Annotated in this window: 14 protein-coding genes; 8 read left to right on the top strand and 6 right to left on the bottom strand. The window is 71.8% G+C overall.

Going from position 1 to position 19,452, the window contains the following annotated elements; all coding sequences use genetic code 11:
* The first annotated feature begins 55 nt into the window (after positions 1-55).
* Positions 56-541 carry a MarR family winged helix-turn-helix transcriptional regulator gene (locus tag ACFQU3_RS06265; protein ID WP_385907826.1) on the top strand — a complete coding sequence of 162 codons (486 nt, stop codon included), beginning with the start codon at positions 56-58 and terminating at the stop codon, positions 539-541.
* Between the two features lie 67 nt (positions 542-608).
* Here the strand turns inward: ACFQU3_RS06265 and ACFQU3_RS06260 are convergent, their stop codons facing one another.
* Positions 609-1,463 (bottom strand): LLM class flavin-dependent oxidoreductase, encoded by an 855-nt coding sequence (locus tag ACFQU3_RS06260; RefSeq protein ID WP_385907824.1) that lies wholly within the window; start codon positions 1,461-1,463, stop codon positions 609-611.
* 111 nt (positions 1,464-1,574) lie between these two features.
* On the opposite strand from ACFQU3_RS06260, the gene ACFQU3_RS06255 reads away from it, so the two are divergent.
* The 5 genes from ACFQU3_RS06255 (at position 1,575) to ACFQU3_RS06235 (ending at position 8,373) form a co-directional block, all read left to right on the top strand.
* Positions 1,575-3,404, top strand: coding sequence for an alpha-amylase family glycosyl hydrolase (locus ACFQU3_RS06255; RefSeq protein ID WP_385907822.1), 1,830 nt, complete (start codon positions 1,575-1,577; stop codon positions 3,402-3,404).
* 136 nt (positions 3,405-3,540) lie between these two features.
* Positions 3,541-3,894 carry a hypothetical protein gene (locus ACFQU3_RS06250; RefSeq protein WP_385907820.1) on the top strand — a complete coding sequence of 118 codons (354 nt, stop codon included), beginning with the start codon at positions 3,541-3,543 and terminating at the stop codon, positions 3,892-3,894.
* Complete coding sequence (locus ACFQU3_RS06245) at positions 3,891-6,773, top strand: hypothetical protein (protein WP_385907819.1); 2,883 nt, start codon at positions 3,891-3,893, stop codon at positions 6,771-6,773. The genes ACFQU3_RS06250 and ACFQU3_RS06245 overlap by 4 nt, the downstream gene beginning before the upstream one ends.
* A gap of 76 nt (positions 6,774-6,849) precedes the next feature.
* Positions 6,850-7,530: a hypothetical protein gene (locus ACFQU3_RS06240; protein ID WP_385907817.1), complete on the top strand. Its 681-nt coding sequence runs from the start codon at positions 6,850-6,852 to the stop codon at positions 7,528-7,530.
* A gap of 51 nt (positions 7,531-7,581) precedes the next feature.
* The gene (locus ACFQU3_RS06235) at positions 7,582-8,373 is read left to right on the top strand and encodes a glycerophosphodiester phosphodiesterase (protein WP_385907815.1); all 792 of its coding nucleotides are present in this window, start codon (positions 7,582-7,584) and stop codon (positions 8,371-8,373) included.
* A 57-nt stretch (positions 8,374-8,430) separates the two neighbouring features.
* On the opposite strand, the gene ACFQU3_RS06230 is transcribed toward ACFQU3_RS06235, so the two are convergent.
* Complete coding sequence (locus ACFQU3_RS06230; protein ID WP_385907813.1) at positions 8,431-9,069, bottom strand: hypothetical protein; 639 nt, start codon at positions 9,067-9,069, stop codon at positions 8,431-8,433.
* Positions 9,066-9,569: an acyl-CoA thioesterase gene (locus ACFQU3_RS06225; RefSeq protein WP_385907812.1), complete on the bottom strand. Its 504-nt coding sequence runs from the start codon at positions 9,567-9,569 to the stop codon at positions 9,066-9,068. Before ACFQU3_RS06225 ends, ACFQU3_RS06230 begins: the two co-directional genes overlap by 4 nt.
* Before the next feature lie 123 nt (positions 9,570-9,692).
* On the opposite strand from ACFQU3_RS06225, the gene ACFQU3_RS06220 reads away from it, so the two are divergent.
* Together ACFQU3_RS06220 and ACFQU3_RS06215 are read left to right on the top strand one after the other, a co-directional pair.
* Positions 9,693-11,834, top strand: a complete 2,142-nt coding sequence (locus ACFQU3_RS06220; protein ID WP_385907810.1) for a RecQ family ATP-dependent DNA helicase — start codon at positions 9,693-9,695, stop codon at positions 11,832-11,834.
* A gap of 53 nt (positions 11,835-11,887) precedes the next feature.
* The gene (locus ACFQU3_RS06215; RefSeq protein ID WP_385907808.1) at positions 11,888-12,856 is read left to right on the top strand and encodes an acyl-CoA thioesterase; all 969 of its coding nucleotides are present in this window, start codon (positions 11,888-11,890) and stop codon (positions 12,854-12,856) included.
* 32 nt (positions 12,857-12,888) lie between these two features.
* Here ACFQU3_RS06215 and treZ read toward each other — a convergent pair whose 3' ends face one another.
* The 3 genes from treZ to glgX are packed head-to-tail and all read right to left on the bottom strand — an operon-like array spanning position 12,889 to position 19,336.
* Positions 12,889-14,709: a malto-oligosyltrehalose trehalohydrolase gene (treZ, locus tag ACFQU3_RS06210; RefSeq protein ID WP_385907806.1), complete on the bottom strand. Its 1,821-nt coding sequence runs from the start codon at positions 14,707-14,709 to the stop codon at positions 12,889-12,891.
* Positions 14,706-17,168: a malto-oligosyltrehalose synthase gene (gene treY, locus ACFQU3_RS06205; RefSeq protein WP_385907804.1), complete on the bottom strand. Its 2,463-nt coding sequence runs from the start codon at positions 17,166-17,168 to the stop codon at positions 14,706-14,708. The genes treZ and treY overlap by 4 nt, the downstream gene beginning before the upstream one ends.
* A complete protein-coding gene (glgX, locus tag ACFQU3_RS06200; RefSeq protein ID WP_385907802.1) occupies positions 17,165-19,336 on the bottom strand; it encodes a glycogen debranching protein GlgX in 2,172 nt (723 codons plus the stop codon). Before glgX ends, treY begins: the two co-directional genes overlap by 4 nt.
* Positions 19,337-19,452 lie beyond the last annotated feature (116 nt).

The raw sequence follows: 19,452 nt of genomic DNA, 5'->3' as shown, positions 1-19,452 counted from the left end.
CTTGGTAGCCTTTCTTACGAGAATCAAATGTTTCGATATTCGAAAGGCTAGGTCGATGTCCGCGGTTCGTCAACCCGCCCGGGAGCAGCTGCTCGACGCCCTCGGCACCGCGATGCAGCAGTACCAACGCTCGGTGCAGGCCTTCGACGACACGGTCGGACGGCGCCTCGGGCTCGGACCGGCCGACCTGCGCTGCCTCGACTGGCTCGTCGACGGGCCGAAGTCCGCCGGCCAGCTGAGCGCCGCCACCGGGCTGCGCCCCGCCGCCACGACGGCCCTCATCGACCGTCTCGCCCAACGCGGGTTCGTCCGCCGGCTGCGCTCGGAGTCGGACAGGCGCACCGTGCTCGTCGAGATGACCGAGGAGGGTCAGGCACGGACGTGGGAGGCCTACGGCCCGCTCGTGCGGGCCGGACAGCCGCTCCTCGCGGCCCTCTCGACCGAGCAGCTGGAGTTCCTCACCGACTACCTGCGGCGGATCACCACCCTGACCGACGAGCACCGCGACCTGCTGGCGCGGCAGGGCCCGGCGGACGGCTGACGCTGGGGCACGAGCCGGGCACACGGCATACGCCGGGGCCGGCAGCGGTCCGACTCGCACCGGACGGTCAGCGTCGCGTGGGCGGACCCGCCTCGACGCGGCGACGGACCTCGGCGAGTCCCTCGGGACCCTGCGGGACGTCCCACCAGCTCTCGACCCACCAGGTCGCACCCGCCTGCTCCCAGGAGGTCGGATCGGCCGGTTCGAGGCGGGTGAACGAGCCGAACGAGTCGGCCTCGATGACGACGTCGTAGCCCTCCCACGACAGGCCCTGTCCCTCGCGGAGGTGACGCACCTGCGCGACGACAGCCGCGAACGACTCGACGGTCTTGGGTCGGCCGTCCGGCGGGTGGATCGCAGGGATCAGGCCCTGCCAGCGGGCCGCCCGCTCGAGGGACCGTTGGCGGCGGGAGCCCGACGTCGGGGCGCCCACGACCCAGACCGGTGGGTGGGGGCGCTGCGGGGTGGGCGGTGGCACCAGGAACTCGTTGGGCGCCGCGCTGTAGTACTCGCCCGCATAGGTGAAGGTGGCCGCATCGCCGAGCAGCCCCGCGTAGATCGCGAGGCACTCGTCGAGCTTCTTCGCCCGGACCGCTCGGCCCTCGTCGGCCTCGTAGGCGGTCCATCCGGGGTGCAGGGCGCCCAGGCCGACCGACATGAACGCCCGACCGCCGCTGATGCGGTCGACCGATCCGACCTTCGAGGCGAGGTCCCACGGGCGATGCCGTGCGGCGGGCGTCAGCAGCGTGCCGAGGCGGATCCGCTCGGTCACCATGGCCGCCGCGCCCAGCTGGACCCAGGCGTCGACGCCGTAGAGCGCCTCCCAGCCGAAGACCGCGTCCCAGCCCCGGTCCTCGGCCAGGCGGGCCAGCTCGGCGAACTCGCGCTCGGTCGCGTAGGGGATGACGAAGCCGGTCCTCATGTCTCGTTCCTACCAAGCGGCACCGACATGGGAACCCGCCGCGAAACCGCCATGCAAGAAGTTGCAAGACTTTCTTTGAGTTTCGGGTTCGATGAGGAACGATGGTGGCCCGTGACGCGATCAGCAGCCCAGACCCTGAACCACCTCGAGCACGCCTCGGAGAGCGACCTCGACGTCCGTGAGGACGCGACCCCGGTCCATGCTGCGGACCGGCCCGACGCCGCGTGGTGGCGGCACGCGGTGATCTACCAGATCTACCCCCGGTCGTGGGCCGACGCCGACGGCGACGGCATGGGCGACCTCCCCGGCATCACGGCCCGCCTGGGTCACCTGCGCGAGCTCGGCGTCGACGCCGTCTGGCTGTCGCCCTTCTACACCTCTCCCCAGGCGGATGCCGGCTACGACGTCGCCGACTACCGCGACGTCGACCCGCTCTTCGGCACCCTCGCCGACGCCGACGCGATGATCGCCCGCGCCCACGAGCTGGGCCTCAAGGTCATCGTCGACATGGTCCCGAATCACTCGTCCGACGAGCACGTCTGGTTCCAGGCGGCGCTCGCGGACGGCCCCGGCTCGGCGGCGCGCGAGCGCTACCTGTTCCGTGAGGGCCGCGGCGAGCACGGCGAGCTGCCCCCGAACAACTGGGAGTCGGTCTTCGGCGGTGCCGCGTGGACGCGCGTCACCGAGGCCGACGGCCGTCCGGGCCAGTGGTACCTGCACCTCTTCGACCCCAAGCAGCCCGACTTCAACTGGGAGCACCCCGAGGTGCGCGCCGAGTTCGAGTCCATCCTGCGCTTCTGGCTCGACCGGGGCGTCGACGGCTTCCGCGTCGACGTCGCGCACGGCCTCATCAAGGAGCAGGGCCTGCCCGACACCGAGGAGGAGCGCACCGTCATGCTCGGCCACGCCGAGCACGAGGTCGTCGACGGCAGCGCCGTCGGGGAGGCGACCGCCGGTCCCGCCGCCGAGAAGCCGCGCATCGACCACACGAAGCGCAGCCCGATGTGGGACCAGGACGGCGTGCACGAGGTCTACCGCACCTGGCGCACGATCCTCGAGTCGTACGGCACGCCCGACCGCATCCTCTGCGCCGAGGCGTGGGTCGAGCCCCAGGAGCGCGCCGTCAAGTACGTCCGTGACGACGAGATGCACCAGGCCTTCAACTTCGACTTCCTGACCGCCGCGTGGACCGCCGAGGACCTGCGGGCGGTCATCACGTCGTCGCTCAGGGCGGCCGACTCGGTCGGCGCGCCGTCGACGTGGGTCCTGTCGAACCACGACGTCGTGCGCCACGCGTCGCGTCTCGGTTTCGCGCCGGGCACGCCGCGGATGAACGGCATCTCGGCCACCGATCCGCAGCCCGACCGCGCGCTCGGCCTGCGTCGCGCCCGCGCCGCGACGGCGCTCATGCTGGCGCTGCCGGGCGGTGCCTACATCTACCAGGGCGAGGAGCTCGGCCTGCCCGACTCGACCGACATGCCCGCCGAGTTCCGCCAGGACCCGACGTTCGCGCGCACCGCGGGTGCCGAGATCGGCCGCGACGGCTGCCGCGTCCCGATGCCGTGGTCCGCCGACGCTCCGTCTCTCGGCTTCGGTCCGAGCGAGCGCACGTGGCTCCCGCAGCCTGACGTCTACGCGGACTACGCCGTCGACCGCCAGGTCGGTGTGCCCGGCTCGACACTCGAGCTCTACCGCTCGCTCCTCGCGACCCGTCGCGAGCTCTCCCTGGGCCGGGGCTCGCTGGCCTGGGTCGAGGGGTATGGCGACGACGTCGTCGCGCTGACCAACGGCTCGTCCCAGCGCGAGCGCGTGCTCGTCGTGACCAACCTCGGCCCGGCGCCGGTTGCCCTGCCCCAAGGCGCCCACGTCCTCGTCTCGTCGGCGCCGCTCCTGGACGGCCGCGTCCCGACCGACACGACCGTGTGGGCCTCCTGGGCCTGAGCTCCCGAGCGTCGCTCGCTGAGCTGACACCTGGCTGCGCGCGTGAGGCCCCGTCCCTGCGAACGGGGCCTCACGGCATACCCGGGGCTGTGGATGACGACCGGGTGGCGCCGCCGGTTTCTCCTACGGTCGGGACATGACGCGCTACGTCCTCGACACCGACGGCGTGACCCGTGAGCGGCTCGCACTCGCCGACGACCCCGCGCAGCTGCGGGAGTGCGCGTCGGTCGTCGCCGCCACGAGCGCGGCCGCCATGAGTGCGGTCGGGCCGGAGGGCGGTTACGTGCGTACGGCGTTGGAGCGGTTCCGCACGGTCCACGCCCACGCACTCGACGCGGTCGCGGACGCTGCCACCGCACTGGGCGACCGGCTCGACCGCTCGACCGTCGAGGCCCGGTCAGTCGAGCTCTTCGTCACCACCGCGCTTGCCGAGGCCGCGACCAGCCTGCCTGCCGCCATGAGCGGTTCGAGCCATCCGGGCACTCCGTGAGGGGCGTCCCCGACGTCGACCGGAGGTCATCGGGCATACCGGGAGAGGTGGCCCTACCGTGCCCCAGTGGCAACTCGGGCGAGCTGCGCTCCGCCGCGAGGTCGCTCGATCGCGCGGCCGCCCGCGCGCGGTCGACGACGACCGTCGGAGGCACCCTCGGGCTGCGTCTCGATGCCGTCTGGACAGGCGACGCAGCCACCGCGGCCCGGTCCGAGGCCGATGAGCTGGGGCGCCGGTCCCGAGTTGTCGTCGACGGGCTCACGACCGCGGCTCGTTCCCTCCTGTCGTATGCCGCCGCGCTCGACCAGGCGTTCGGCCGCACTCGTGCGCTCCAGCGGCAGTGGGATGCGCTCGACGCGGATTACGCACTGGCCGCGCTCCGCGTCTCGGGCGCAACCGACCCGACCGGTGTCCTGGGGGTGCTGGGGCTCGAACGCGCCGAGGTGGAGCGGGCGGCGGGTCGGGCGCGACTGAGCCGCTCCCACGCCGGGGTCCTCGATGAGCTCCGGGCCGCTGCCAAGCGGTGTGCCCACGTCGTGGCCGGGGTCACGGACGCCACCCTTCCCGGCGTCGCCCCGGCGACGCCGGCGAACGTCCGCGACGCCGTGACCGGCGGCCTGTGGTTCGCCGACGGCGTCGTGTCCGCGCGGGCGTCCCAGACCGCCGCCCTCAGCGATGCCGTGCTCATGGGTCGCGCACTTCGGAGGGGCGAGGAGGGTGGCAGCCGCAGCTCGGGCAGCTGGGCGGACGATGTCGCCGTCGCGCAGGTCGTCCGCCGGGTGCGCGAGCACGTGGACGACCCGGTCTACGCCCAGGCGCTGCTCGCCGAGCTCGGCGTGGACGGCCTCAGCCGGCTGCTCATCGAGATCGGGGTGGCCGGCGGCCCGACGTCGGGCGCGCACGTCGACACGATGCGCGACCTGCTCGGCGCATTCGGGTCGATCGTCGTGACAGCCGCCAGCCACACCGTGCCCGTCGGCACCGACCCACGCACCCGCGCTCAGCTCGCCTCCGGCGCGGCGCTGTTCGCCGACGACCTCGTGGCAGGCGTCTCGACGATCCACGCGGACGCATCCGGACGGCATCGCGCCACGGGTGCATGGCTGCTCGGTCAGCTCCTTTCAGGAGCCCGCGCCGCCGGCGACGACAGGCGGCTTGCGGCCCGGGTGGTGCGACGCGCCGCGGCGGCTGCGGCCACGGCCGAGATCGCCGAGACCCGAGACGCCGACCTCGAGCTGCAGCACGGCACGACGTTGCGGGCCGACGGAGACGCCGCGTTCGCGTCGTGGTTCGATGACGCCAGCCGCACCGGCGACACCCTGCACATGCTCCTGTCGGAGGTGGGTGACGACCCCGCGGAGCAGGCCTCCGTCCTGGCTGAGCCGCTGCCCGACTCGTCGACTGCCGGCCGGGCTCTCGCGAACGCTCGCGGTGACCGGATCACCCTCGGCGAGCACCTGGTCCGACGCTGGATCACCTTCGAGGCGAGCGGCATCGAGAGCCACCCGGACCTGCGCCTCGCGACCGACAGTGACCTGCTGCGCCTCCTGCCCAGCGTCTCGTCGGCGACGTCCGCAGCGGCTGCGGAGACCCGGGCGCGGGTCATGCTCGAGCTGTCGCGCGCGAGCTCGTTCGCGATGGCCGACGCCTCGACGACGCGCCTCTACACCAGGGCCACCGCCCCGGTGGAGGGCCTCGTCGTCGAGTGGTTCTCGGCGATGCGAGCCAACGTCGACCGCGCCCTCGCCGCGCCGCCCTTGGCCGCCCGGACCGGCTACGCCACCGAGACCGGGGAGGGCCTCCAACCAGCACTGGACGCCGACGAGCTGACCGGCGTCATCGCAGCCATCACGATCGACACCGGAATGGGCCTGCACGCCAAGGATCCGGGCGCGGGCTATCACCGCCTTGTCGAGAGCGAGATCGCGTGGATCCAGACGTCGATGGCCGACGGGCGTGACGTCGTCGGTGACGTGGCCCGCCTCGGCTTCCTCGACCAGTCGGCGTCCGCAGCACTGGTTGCGGTCGCCCACCGCCAGGACGAGCTCAACCGCGCGGCGTGGCAGGGCCTCGCCGAGGCCGGGCACGTCATCGACGAGATCCGCCGTGGGGGCCCGGCCGGTCTCGTGTCCATGGTGCGCACCTACGCCGAGGGCGGGACGATGCGCACGACTAGCGACGACCTGGCCATCGCGCTCGGCCGCTCACACGTCGAGCTCGCCCAGACGGAGCGTGACGACTCCCGTCGCACCGAGCTCCTCATGCGTATCGAGGCGATCACCGGCGGCTGCACCGAATTGCGGTCGATGATCGCGATCGGGGCCGCACGGGCGCCCCTACTGCCCACCGCGCCCAACCTGCGCGCTGCTCGCGCCGCCGAGATCCGGGCGGCCGCGGACGCGGCACTCAGGGACAACGTCAGCCGTGCCTTCGGGTCCGCCATGGAACGCCTCAAGAACCGTGGACCGGACCGGGCTCATATGACGACGCCCGGCACGCCGAGAGCGCGAGGTACGGTGACCGGCGTCGAAGGCCGCAAGGTCAAGCCACATGAGCGAGGGACGGCAGACAGGCTTGCTGAAGCCGGCCACGACGTGCACTTCATCTTGGAGACCGGGGTCGGCAGGTCGGCTGATGCATTGGTCGACGGCGAACAGTGGGAGTTCAAGACAGTGAACGGCACCAGTCAGGAGACCGTGACGCAGCAGCTGCGCAAGGGACGCAAGCAATCACCACGCATCGTCCTCGACCTGGTCAAAGGCACACTGAGCGAGGACGAGGTCCTGAGGCAGGTAGATCGAGCGCAACAGCGGTACGGCGGGTTGCAGAAGGTCTGGGTACTGACCGCTGACGGCCGTGTCATAGAGAGGAGCTTCTGAGGTGTCCATCGACTGGCTCTTGAACGTGGAGATGCCTCTCGCAGAGGTTCGCCGACTCTGCCAGAGTCTTCCCGGAGTGCAGGTCACGACCGAGCAGGACGACCTCACCCTGTCCTTCCCCAGCGGCACGGCGTGGGTGTACGACGCCACACCCGACGACGGCACGGACATCGTGATGTGTGACCACTCAGAACGCGTCCAGTGGCTCCTCTGGGAGCACTTCGCCACGCGCACCGATGCACCGATGCACATGTGGCAGCTCTTCGGGTTGCTCGTCGTGGAGCGCGTCTCGACGGGGACGAACGGGCGGCCGGGCCTCGAGACGTGGAACACCCGGGAACTCGCCGCGCTGCTCACCCGCGAGGCCCTCGTGCGACCACTCGAGGCCAGCCGGATCCACGAACTCGTCGCGCAGACCTACCGGGGCGACGCTCGTGATGTCGGCTTCCGCTCTGCGGAGCTCGCGGCGGAACTCGTCCGCCACGAGGTCCTTGTCCCCGGAAATCTCGTGGGCGACCGGTTCCGCCCTTGGGCCGGCACGTTCGACGACCTCAGTGACCGCGTCCACCAGACGTGGCCCGACGCCGGCGCAGCATCCCGAGCGAAGGCGGGCGTCATCGCGTTCGCCCCCGGCCGCAAGGCGCAGGCCGCTGCTCCGAGGGACGACGTCGACACGAAGACGCTCACCGCCTGGATGCGTGAGGCGGACACGGAACAGGCCGCTGACGGCTCGTGGGTGTACACGGACCAGCCGTGACCGTCCCGAGACCGAGCTCGACGGACAGGACCGCCGGATAGCCTCGGCCTCATGGTGACGTCACGGCCCTACCTCGACCGGACGCCGGTGGCCCTCGCCCACCGTGGCGGGGCGCTCTACGGACCGAACGTCGGGCTGGAGAACACCATGACCGCCTTCGGCAACGCCGTCGCTCTCGGCTACACGCACCTCGAGACCGACGTGCACCTGACGCGCGACGGGAGGCTCGTCGCTTTCCACGACACCGTGCTCGACCGCGTCAGCAACGCCCGCGGCCGCATCCGCGACCTCCCGTGGTCCCAGGTCGAGCACGCGGTCATCGGGGAGGCCGAGCACGTCCCACTGCTGACCGACGTGCTCGACACATGGCCCGACGTGAACCTCAACATCGACCTCAAGGCGCCCGGCACGGCAGCACCTCTGTGGCGCCTCATCGAGGAGCGTGGCCTGCACGACCAGGTCTGCGTCGGCTCCTTCTCGCAACGCAGCATCTCGCAGTTCCGGCGCCTCTCTCGGGGCACCGTGGCGACCGCGGCGGCCCAGGTCGGGACGGCGCTCGCCCGGTTCGGACCCGGCTGGGTCACGGCGATGGTGCGCACCCCGGCAGACGTCTTCCAGGTGCCGGCCGCCCTGCCCGTGCGCGGGCGGAGCCTGCCCGTCGTCACCCGCGCGCTGGTGGACGTGGCCCATCGGCACGGCAAGCAGGTCCACGTGTGGACGGTCGACGATGCCGACGAGATGACGCGCCTGCTCGACCTCGGGGTCGACGGGCTCGTGAGCGACCGCATCGACGTGCTCAAGGACGTGCTCGTCGAGCGCGGCCAGTGGACGGGGCGGGACTGAGCGGCTCGCCCGGAAGCGCGGCCGCGTGCGTATCTGACGGCAGACGAGGTGGCACGCTCAGCGCGCGAGCACGTGACCTCGGGCGGTGCTGAGACGGGTCCACCGGCCGTGCGCCGCGATGGACGCGGGCTCTCCGGGAGTCGTGAAGCCGAGGACGTGCGCGCCGAAGGCCAGCCCGGCCGCGATCGGCGGCACGGTCTCGCTCATGGCACCCCACACGCGGCGCCGCAGTGCCTCCACCGCGTGGCCGCCGGCAGCCTCGGGTGTGCCCTCGGCGACGTCCGAGATCCCTTGGCGCGCAATAGAGTCCACGACCTCACCGTCGAGTTGACCGACCGGCTCCCAGCCGTCGCGAGGCGGCGTGAGCCCGCTCCACGGCGCACGGACGGTGGTCGGCGGGATGCTCAGCACCGAGCTGCCCCCCTCGCGCGCGAGACGGTCGGCCACTGACGCGAAGGACACGGTCGTGTCCGCCGAGCCCGACGGCTCGATGGCGACGACCCGCATGCCGAGGACCGTGCCTTCGCCCATGAGGCCGCTGCCCTCGATGACGGCCACGGTCGCGATGAGCAGCCGGCCGAGCACCTGCAGGCGTACGGCCCCGTCGGGGTTGGCGCGGCGCGCGCGGCCGAGGTAGGTGCCGAGGTCGGCGAGCCCACGAGGGTCACCGAAGTCGACGGTCGGCGTGATGGTCACCGGCGCCGCCTGCGGAAGGGCGCGGGGTCACCGACGTGCAGCTGCAGGGACGCACGCTCCTCCGGACGCATGCGTCGCGGTGACGCGTCGGCGAAGTCGTAGAGCGCCAGCTCGGTCTCGGCGACGGCGTAGATGTTGCGCCCGCCGGGGGCCTCGACGCCGTCGGGATCGGTGACGATGTAGGCGACGTCGAAGCCCGCACCGCCGACGCGCGAGACCCACATCTGGATCTCCACCGGCTCGTGGCGGAAGCCCAACGGCCGGCGGTACTCGATCTCGTGCCGCGACACGAGCACACCCTCGTCGAGGAGCGACTTGTCGCCCGCTCCCCCGCCGTCGAACCAGTCGCGGAACGCGATGACACGCGCGTCCTCGAGCAACCGCAGGAACTGCACGTTGTTGATGTGGGCGTACGCGTCCATGTCGGACCAGCGCAGCGCCACCCGCGCGGCGTACGGCGTGCCGGTCGCCTCCGTCGTCTCGCTCACGGTCTCGCTCATGCCCCCATCCTTCCAGCCACGGCCGGGCGGCCGTCGTCCACATCCCCCGCGCGGACGCACCGGTGGTCCACAGCCCGGGTATGCCGGGTGGCCACGTCGGTGCGGCCCCGTAGGTTGGTGCCCATGTCGACCTCCCCCGCCGCCCCGCCAGCAGCCGACGTCGACCTCGGTCTGCGCGAGACGGCCACCACAGCGTTGCGCCGACTCGTCGGCCGCGACGACGTCGACTTCCGCGACGGGCAGCTCGAGGCGATCAACGAGCTCGTGAGCGGCCGGCGGCGCGTGCTCGTCGTGCAGCGCACCGGGTGGGGCAAGTCGGCGGTCTACTTCGTCGCGACGGCGTTGCGCCGTGCGGAGGGTGCCGGCCCGACCGTCATCGTCAGTCCCCTCCTCGCGCTCATGCGCGACCAGATCGCAGCCGCCGAGCGGGCCGGCATCCGCGCCGTGACGCTCAACTCGACCAACGCCGAGGAGTGGGGCGCGGTCTCCGGCGCGCTCGCCCGTGGCGAGGTCGACGTGCTGCTCGTCAGCCCCGAGCGGCTGAACAACCCTCGTTTCCGCGACGAGCAGCTGCCCGCGCTCGCAGAGTCGTGCGGCCTGCTCGTCGTCGACGAGGCGCACTGCATCAGCGACTGGGGGCACGACTTCCGGCCCGACTACCGACGCATCCGCGACCTGCTGACGACGCTTCCCGAGCGCACGCCGGTGCTCGCCACGACCGCGACGGCCAACGCGCGCGTCGTCACCGACGTCGTCGAGCAGCTCGGAGCCGGAGGCCGTGAGGTCCTCACCCTGCGCGGCGCGCTCGCCCGCGCGTCCCTGCGCCTCGGCGTGCTGCCGCTCGCGGCCCCTGAGCAGCGCCTCGCCTGGCTCATCGCGCATCTCGGCGAGCTGCCGGGGTCCGGCATCGTCTACGCGCTCACGGTCGCCGCGGCCGAGGACGTCGCCGTCGCGCTCCGCGAGGCCGGTCACGAGGTCGCCTCGTACACCGGTCGCACCGAGCCGGCCGAGCGCATCCGCCTCGAGGAGGCCCTGCGCGACAACCGGGTCAAGGCCCTCGTGGCCACGTCCGCGCTCGGCATGGGCTTCGACAAGCCCGACCTCGGCTTCGTGCTCCACCTAGGGGCGCCGTCGTCGCCAGTCGCCTACTACCAGCAGGTCGGTCGCGCGGGCCGCGCCACCGACCGCGCGGACGTGCTGCTCATGCCCGGCCCCGAGGACAAGGACATCTGGCGCTACTTCGCCTCGGCGTCGATGCCACGCCAGGACCAGGCCGACGCCGTCGTCCGCGCCCTCGCCGAGTCGCCCAAGCCCCTGTCCACCATCGCCCTCGAGTCCATCGTCGACGTCCGCCGCACCCGCCTCGAGCTGCTCCTCAAGGTGCTCGACGTCGACGGTGCCGTGCACCGCGTGCCGGGCGGGTGGACCGCCACCGGCCAGCCGTGGACCTATGACGCCGAGCGCTACGGCCGGGTCACCGAGGCCCGCGAGCGCGAGCAGCAGCTCATGGTCGACTACGAGCGCACGGACGGATGCCGCATGGCATTCCTCCAGGAGTGCCTCGACGACGACTCCGCCGAGGCCTGCGGACGGTGCGACCGCTGCGCCGCTCCGTGGTTCGACACGACGATTCCCGAGGCCGCGGTCAACACCGCACGCTCGCGACTCGAGCGGCCCGGGGTCGTGCTCGAGCCGCGCGCCCAGTGGCCCACAGGCATGGACCGGCTCGGCGTGCCGCTCAAGGGCAAGATCGCGCCGTCCGTCGCCATGAGCGAGGGGCGCGCCGTCGCCCGCCTCAGCGACCTCGGCTGGGGCCAGCGCCTGCGCGAGCTGCTTCGCGGAGAGGACCGCGAGGTGCCGGCCGAGGTCCTGCGTGCCTGCGTCGACGTGCTCGCCGGGTGGGGATGGGCGCAGCGCCCCGCGGCCATCGTGTCCGTGCCTTCGCGGCGCCGCCCCCAGCTCGTCGAGTCGCTCGCCGCCGGCCTCAGTCAGCTCGGCCGGCTGCCCGACCTCGGGGCGCTCGACCTCGTCGACGGAGGCCCGGTCGGCGACCCGGGCGGCAACAGCGCGTTCCGTCTGGCCAACGTCTGGGGCCGGGTCGCCGTCGGCCCCGAGCTCTCGGCGTCGCTGGCGGGCATCCCCGGTCCCGTGCTCCTCGTCGACGACGTCAGCGACTCGAGGTGGACCCTCACGGTCTGCGCCGGCCTCCTGCGCGAGGCCGGCGCACCGGCCGTGCTCCCGATGGCCCTCGCGCTGGAGGCGTGACCCACACTGCTGCCGGAGGCAGGCGTGCAGGACGGGCGGCTAGGGTCGACCCTGTGAGTGCTGACCTCGCCTTCGAACCGCGACCGCTGCCCCCGCTCGAGGACCTCCTCGAGGTGCTGAGCCTCAAGGACGTCGGCACCGCCCAGATCGCCGTCACCGACGTCCTCGGCCGCGACGCCGCCGAGTCGATCGGTGCGACGTCCGCGCGCGTGTTCGAGGGCCGCAGCCAGAAGATGCCCCACGGGCGGGTCTTCGGCGGGCAGGTGCTCGCCCAGTGCGTCATGGCGGCCGGCATCACGGTGCGCGACGTCAACGACGGCGACGGCCCGCGGCCCATCCACTCGCTCCACGGCTACTTCATGCGTCCGGGCGATGACACCCTGCCCATACGGTTCGCGGTCGAGGAGATGCGCGACGGCAACTCGTTCTCGACGCGCCGGGTCCACGCCGTGCAGAAGGGCGCACCCATCATGTCGATGGTCTGCTCGTTCCAGGAGCGCGCGGGCGGTCTCGACCACCAGGACGCGATGCCCGAGGTCGCCGGCCCCGACGGACTGACCTCGCTCGCCGACGCCTTCCGCGGCATCGACCACCCCGGCGCACGGCACATCGCCGAGGACCGTCCCATCGAGCTGCGACCCGTCGAGAGCAACATCTTCCTCGACGCGGGGTCCGAGCAGGTCGCGACGAACCACGTGTGGATGCGGGCCATCGGGGAGCTCCCGGACGACCCGCTGCTGCATGCCGCCGTGCTCGCCTACTCGAGCGACTACTCCCTGCTCGAACCCGTGCTCCGGCGTCACGGCCTCGTCTGGACCGACCGCCGCCTGCGCGTCGCGAGCCTCGACCACTCGATGTGGTTCCACCGAGACGTCCGCGCCGACGAGTGGCTGCTCTACGCGCAGCAGTCGCCGTCGGCGACCAGCGGCCGGGGACTCTCGATCGGCGAGATCTTCAGCCAGGACGGGGCGCTCGTCGCGACGACGGCCCAAGAGGGCATGGTCCGCGTCAAGGAGAGCTGACCGGACCGGACGGGGGCCGAGGCCGCCGGCGGTCAGACCGTGCGGACGACGGCGACGTCGTGGCCGTCCAGACCGACGCCGTGGCCGTCGATGACCGGGGCACGCCCCCACGAGGCGAGCACGTGACGCGCCTCGCGGCCGAACGGCACGACCTGGGCGCGCCCGGCGAAGTTGGCGACGACGTGCACGGCACCCCGGGACAGGACCAGCCACTGTGCGGCCTCGTCGAACGTCACCGACGTCTCACGCAGGTCACCCGAGGCGACGTCGGGCTGCGTGCGGCGCACGCGGATCAGCTCGCGGTAGAAGTGCAGCATCTCGATGTGCCCGGGGGCCGTCGGCTCGCGCCAGTCGAGGACGCTGCTGGCGCGCGTGGCCGGGTCCTGCGGGTCGGGAACGTCGGCCTCGTCCCAGCCGTGGGCCGCGAACTCGGCGCGACGTCCGGACCGCACCGCGTCGCCGAGCCACTCCTCCTCGAACGAGGTGAAGAACGTGAACGGGGTGCTCGCGCGCCACTCCTCCCCCATGAAGACCATCGGTGTGTACGGCGACAGCAGGTAGAGCGCTGCTCCGACGGCCTGCTGCCCGGGAGAGACCTGGTCGCTGATCCGGTCACCGGTGGCCCGGTTGCCGACCTGGTCGTGGGTCTGGAGGTAGGCGAGGAACTCGTGGCCGGACCGGACCTCCGGGTCGACGCGCGCACCCCAGGTCGTCCCACGGAAGGTCGACATGCGCCCGTCGTGCAGGAACGCCTCGGTCAGCGTCTTGGCGAGCACCGAGATCGGGCCCCCGTCGGGCCAGGCCTCGGTGCGGCCCGCGAAGTCGGCGTAGTAGCCCTGGGTCTCCCCCGTCAGGACGACGTGGAGCGCGTGGTGGATGTCGTCGTCCCACTGCGCGCTCATGCCACGACCGCCCTCCGAGGTGGGCGTCACCATGACCGGGTCGTTGAGGTCACTCTCCGCGACGAGGTCAAGCGGCCGACGGAGCTCCTCTGCGAGAGAGGCCGTTTCGTCGGACAGCTGCGCGAGTACATGGCGGTCCGAGCTGTCGTACAGCGCGTGCACGGCGTCGAGGCGCAGCACGTCGACGTGGAAGTCGCGGAACCAGCGCAGCGCGTTGTCGACCACCCAACGACGCACCTCGTCGCTGCCGTCGGCATCGAGGTTGACGGCATCACCCCACGGGGTGGTGTGGCTCGGCGTGAAGTAGGGACCGAACTCCGCGAGGTAGTTCCCCGTCGGGCCGAGGTGGTTGTAGACGACGTCGAGGCACACCGCGACGCCGCGGCTGTGGCAGGCGTCGACGAAACGCTGGAAGGCGGCGGGACCGCCGTACGCCTGATGCACGGCATACGGCGCGACGCCGTCATAGCCCCAGCCGTGCGTGCCACCGAAGGCGGCGACGGGCATGACCTCGACGACGTCGGCACCGAGCTCGACGAGGTGGTCGAGGTGGGCGATCGCGGCGTCGAAGGTGCCCTCCGGCGTGAACGTGCCGATGTGCAGCTCGTAGACGACGCCGCCGAGCACGCCGCGCCCGTCACGGGTCCCGGGCCACGCATCGTCACCCCACACGTGTGCCGCCGCGTCGAACGTGCGACTCGGTCCGTGAACGCCGTAGGGCTGCCAGGCACTGCGGGGGTCGGGTCGTGGCTCACCGCCGTCGAGGCCGAACGAGTAGTCGAGCGGGCCTGTGGTCCCCGACGGTGGGGTCCACGCCCACCAGCCGCCGTCCTCTGCGGTCATGGCGTGCCGCTGGGGCCTCGCGTGTGGCTCCGCAGCGGTCACCGGGCTGACGAGCACATCGACGGCGGCGGCCGCCGGTGCCCAGACGCGGATCGTGTCGGTCGTCATGCGTCGTGCCGTACCCGGACGAGCAGTGCCACCGGCAGGCCGCCGCGCCCTTTCGCCGCCTGGCCGTCGGGGTCACGAGCCCCGACGACGTCGGCGATCCGGGTGGGCCCACCGGCGAAGGTGCGCGCGGACACGACGTCGCACCACGGTCCCTGCGGCAGCTCCACCGTTGCGTCGCCGAACCCGCCGGCGTCAGCCAGCCGACCGGCGAGCCGCGTCACGACGGTGACGACGTCGACGCCCTCGGACGTCCCGCGGCCGTACGCGACGACGTGCTCGGAGGTCGCCGCCAGTGGCACGTAGGTCGCGTCCTCGCCGGTGAAGCACTGGGGCCGCTCGCGGCGAGTGCGCAGGGCTGCCGTCGTGACGAGCAGCTTCTCGTCGGACAGGTCTGCCGGGGCAGCGCCGCCGTCGAGTCGCGCCAACCGCGCACGTCGCTCGGCGTAGTCGACGAGGCGCCGGTTGTCGGGGTCGACGAGCGAGAGGTCGATGAGATCCGTTCCCTGGTAGACGTCCGGCACCCCCGGCATGGTCAGCTGCACGAGCTTCTGCCCCAGCACGTTGGCCCGCGTCTCGACCCGCGTGCTCTCGAGCCACGACTCGATGTGCGCCACGACGTCGGGCGTCGACACCACGCCCGACACGAACTGCGCCACGGCGTCCTCGTAGGCCTCGTTCGGCTCGGTCCAGCGGGTGTACAGCTTGGACTCGCGGATCGCCTTGAGGGCGTAGCCCTGCAGCCGCTCCTCGCTGATCGGCCACGCGCCGACGACGGTCTGCCAGAGGAAGTACTCGGTGAGCACGTCGAGCTCGGCCGTCCGCACCGGTGCGGCGAGGTCGCGGGCCGTGCGCACCCATCCTGCCCACGCCTCGGGTCGCTCGGCGAGGACGAAGAGCCGGGCCCGCACATCCTCCGCCCGCTTGGTGTCATGGGTCGAGAGCGTGGTCATGGACTGCGGCCAGGCGCCGAGGAGATCCCCCGCGAACCGGTGGAAGTCCTGCGTCGCGAGTCCCACCCGGCGCGGGTCACCCCCGACCTCGTTGAGCCCGACGAGCCGGACGTAACGGTAGAAGGCGGTGTCCTCGACGGCCTTCGCCATCGCAGGACCGCACGTCTGCTGGAACCGGACGACGAACTCGTCGCGCGCCTCCGAGTCGGCGACGTCGCCCTTGCCCAGCGCGAGGTCGACGAGGCCCTCGACGCATGCGCGGTCGAGGGCCTCGTAGCGAGCGCCGGCCCCCTCGTGCGCGGCCACCTCCAGCGGCTCGGTCTCCGTCCCCAGGCGGGGGTGGCCGGGCCGGACGTACACGCGGTAGCGGTCCATCCCCACGAGCATCGCCTCGAGCACCTCGCGCGCCGCCGCCCGGTCGAGGTCTGGCCGCGCCCGCGCGACGAGCCGCATGAGCCGGTTGACCTCGGTGGCGAGCATGACCTGCACGACCCAGCGCTTCGACTCCGTCACTATCGCGTCGAGGTCCTGCCGCTCGCCGAGCAGCTCGGCCGACAGGTCGTCCAGCGGGGCCGCTCCTGCCGGGTCGACGAACAGGGCGCCGATGCGCAGCAGCGCGTCGTAACCGGTCGTCCCCGCGGAGCGCCAGGTGTGCGGCAGGGGCTCGTCACCCTCGAGGATCTTCTCGACGACCACCCACGTGTCGCCCGTCGCCTCCGCGAGCCGCTCGAGGTAGCCCTCCGGGTCGGCGAGACCGTCCGGGTGGTCGATCCGCAGGCCGTCGATCTCGCCGGCCCGGATGCGGCCCACGAGCAGGGCGTGCGTCGCGTCGAACACGGCGGGGTCCTCCACGCGCACCGCGATGAGCGAGGTCACGTCGAAGAACCGCCGGTAGTTCAGCTCGGAGTCCCCGGTGGTCCAGGACGCGAGGCGGTAGTGCTGGGCCTCGAGCAGCTCGCCCAGCGGCATACCGTGGTCGGGACCCACCGCGAGAGGGAACACGTGGTCGTAGTAGCGCACGACCGGCTCCCCCGCGTGCTCGGCGAGGGTGATCTCCCCCGCGGCGAGCACCTCGTCGAGCGGCGCCCCCAGCACGGGCATGAGGATGCGCCCGCCCTGCGCGTCCCAGTCGACGTCGAACCACGAGGCGTACGCCGACTGCCGGCCCTCGCGCAGCACGGACCACAGCGGCCGGTTGAGCGAGAGCGGGGTCGGGGTCGTCATGTGGTTCGGCACGACGTCGACGACGACGCCGAGACCGGCCGCCCGAGCAGCCGACACGAGGCGGTCGAAGGCCGGGCCGCCGCCGAGACCCTCGGCGATCCGGCCGTGGTCGATGACGTCGTACCCGTGCTTCGAGCCCGTCGTCGCCTGGAGCACCGGCGACAGGTAGAGGTGGGTGACGCCGAGCGCGGCCAGGTGGTCGACCTGCGCGACCGCGTCGTCGAGGGTGAAGCCCGGCTCGAGCTGGAGCCGGTGCATCGACACGGGTGCGCTGGCGTACCTCACGCGGTGGCCTCCTCCGTGACTCCGGGGACGATGGGCGAGACGACCTCCCGCGGGCACCGCAGCACGACGATGCTGCGCGGCTGCACCTGGATCTGCCACGTCGGGTCGAGCGGGTTGGGCTCGACCTCGTGCAGCGCCGTGTCGATGACCGGGATCCACTCCGCGCCGTACTCCTCGTCGGGGAGCGTGAAGGTCAGCGCCTCGCTGTAGGCGTTGAAGATCACGAGGAACGAGTCACCGAAGATCTTCTGGCCGCGAGGGTCGGGCTCGGGGATCGCGGAGCCGTTGAGGAAGACCATGAGCGACTTGGCCTGGCCGTTGCTCCACGCCTCGTCGTCCATGTGCTCTGCGTTCGGCATGAACCAGGCGATGTCACCCAGCTCGCTCTCGCCGCCGTGGGCGGGGCTGCCGGCGAAGAAGCGCCGGCGGCGGAACACCGGGTGCTCGCGGCGCAGCTTCACGAGGGACTGCGTGAAGGTCAGCAGCTTCTGGTCGTCCTCGTCGAGGATCCACTGGATCCACGAGATGTCGTTGTCCTGGCAGTAGCCGTTGTTGTTGCCGCCCTGCGTGCGGCCGAGCTCGTCACCGTGCAGCAGCATCGGCACGCCCTGCGAGAGCAGCAGCGTCGTGAGGAAGTTGCGCCGCTGGCGCAGCCTCAGCTCGCGGATGTCGCGGTCGTTGGTCGGGCCCTCGACGCCGCAGTTCCACGAGCGGTTGTGGCTCTCGCCGTCGTTGTTGCCCTCGCCGTTGGCCTCGTTGTGCTTCTCGTTGTAGGACACGAGGTCGCGCAGCGTGAAGCCGTCGTGGGCCGTGACGAAGTTGATCGACGCGATCGGCTTGCGCCCGGAGTGCTCGTAGAGGTCGCTGGATCCCGTGAAGCGAGAAGCGAACTCGCCGAGTGCACCGCCCTCGCCGCGCCAGAAGTCGCGCACCGTGTCACGGAACTTGCCGTTCCACTCGGTCCACAGCGGCGGGAAGTTGCCGACCTGGTACCCACCCTCGCCGACGTCCCACGGCTCGGCGATGAGCTTGACCTGGCTGACGACGGGGTCCTGCTGGATGAGGTCGAAGAACGCCGACAGCTTGTCGACCTCGTGGAACTGGCGGGCGAGTGTCGCGGCGAGGTCGAAGCGGAAGCCGTCGACGTGCATCTCCGTCACCCAGTAGCGCAGCGAGTCCATGATCAGCTGCAGCACGTGCGGGCTGCGCATGAGGAGGCTGTTGCCGGTGCCGGTCGTGTCGTAGTAGTGGCTGAGGTCGTCGCTGACGAGGCGGTAGTAGCTGTTGTTGTCGAGCCCGCGGAACGCGAGCGTCGGTCCCATGTGGTTGCCCTCGGCCGTGTGGTTGTAGACGACGTCGAGGATCACCTCGATGCCCGCTGCGTGCAGTGCGCGCACCATTCCCTTGAACTCGAGGACCTGCTGCCCGCGCTGCCCACCGGCGGCGTAGCCGTTGTGCGGGGCGAGGAAGCCGATGGTGTTGTAGCCCCAGTAGTTCGACAGGCCACGCTCGATGAGCGGTGCGTCCTGGACGAACTGGTGCACCGGCATCAGCTCGATCGCCGTGATGCCCAGGTCGAGCAGATGAGTGATCATCGCCGGGTGGGCGATACCGGCGTACGTGCCGCGGATCTCCTCCGGGATCTCCGGGTGCAGCATCGTCAGGCCCTTGACGTGGGCCTCGTAGATGACGGTCTCGTGGTACTCGTGCCGCGGCGGGCGGTCGTCGCCCCAGTCGAAGAACGGGTTGATGACGACCGAGTGCATCGTGTGGTGCACGCTGTCCTGCGTGTTGATCTTCTTCGTCGTCGCGGCCTTGGGGTCGCCGAACGTGTACGAGTAGAGCGACTGGTCGTTCTCGGCCTGGCCGTCGATCGCCTTGGCGTACGGGTCGAGGAGGAACTTGCTCGGGTTGCAGCGGTGTCCGTCCTGCGGCTCGTAGGGGCCGTGCACCCGGAAGCCGTAGCGCTGGCCCGGCTGCACGTACGGCACGTAGCCGTGCCACACGAACCCGTCGACCTCCGGAAGCTCGAGGCGCGTCTCGTTCAGGTCGTCGTCGACGAGACACAGCTCGATCCGCTCGGCAACCTCCGAGAAGACGGCGAAGTTGACTCCCGTGCCGTCGTAGGTGGCGCCCAGAGGGTAGGGCTTGCCGGGCCAGATCTCCATGGAGCTTCTTCCGTCGTCGGTCGCGGCACCGGGCCGCGGCGCCACGGCGTGGCGACGTGCGGACGACTGTGGCCGCTCGCCGCATTCTTCCCTGCCCCGCCCCATGGGGCGCAACA

Source organism: Terrabacter sp. GCM10028922, assembly GCF_042666095.1.
Classification (GTDB): domain Bacteria; phylum Actinomycetota; class Actinomycetes; order Actinomycetales; family Dermatophilaceae; genus Terrabacter.
This window is presented reverse-complemented; position numbering and strand designations above follow the sequence as displayed.

What these genes read in the sequence shown, in the direction of transcription:
- ACFQU3_RS06250 (WP_385907820.1), top strand. Translation starts at nt 3,541, where the DNA reads ATGACGCGCTACGTCCTCGACACCGACGGCGTGACCCGTGAGCGGCTC.
- ACFQU3_RS06265 (WP_385907826.1), top strand. Translation starts at nt 56, where the DNA reads ATGTCCGCGGTTCGTCAACCCGCCCGGGAGCAGCTGCTCGACGCCCTC.
- ACFQU3_RS06235 (WP_385907815.1), top strand. Translation starts at nt 7,582, where the DNA reads ATGGTGACGTCACGGCCCTACCTCGACCGGACGCCGGTGGCCCTCGCC.
- ACFQU3_RS06260 (WP_385907824.1), bottom strand. Translation starts at nt 1,463, where the DNA reads ATGAGGACCGGCTTCGTCATCCCCTACGCGACCGAGCGCGAGTTCGCC.
- glgX (WP_385907802.1), bottom strand. Translation starts at nt 19,336, where the DNA reads ATGGAGATCTGGCCCGGCAAGCCCTACCCTCTGGGCGCCACCTACGAC.
- ACFQU3_RS06225 (WP_385907812.1), bottom strand. Translation starts at nt 9,569, where the DNA reads ATGAGCGAGACCGTGAGCGAGACGACGGAGGCGACCGGCACGCCGTAC.
- treZ (WP_385907806.1), bottom strand. Translation starts at nt 14,709, where the DNA reads ATGACGACCGACACGATCCGCGTCTGGGCACCGGCGGCCGCCGCCGTC.
- ACFQU3_RS06220 (WP_385907810.1), top strand. Translation starts at nt 9,693, where the DNA reads ATGTCGACCTCCCCCGCCGCCCCGCCAGCAGCCGACGTCGACCTCGGT.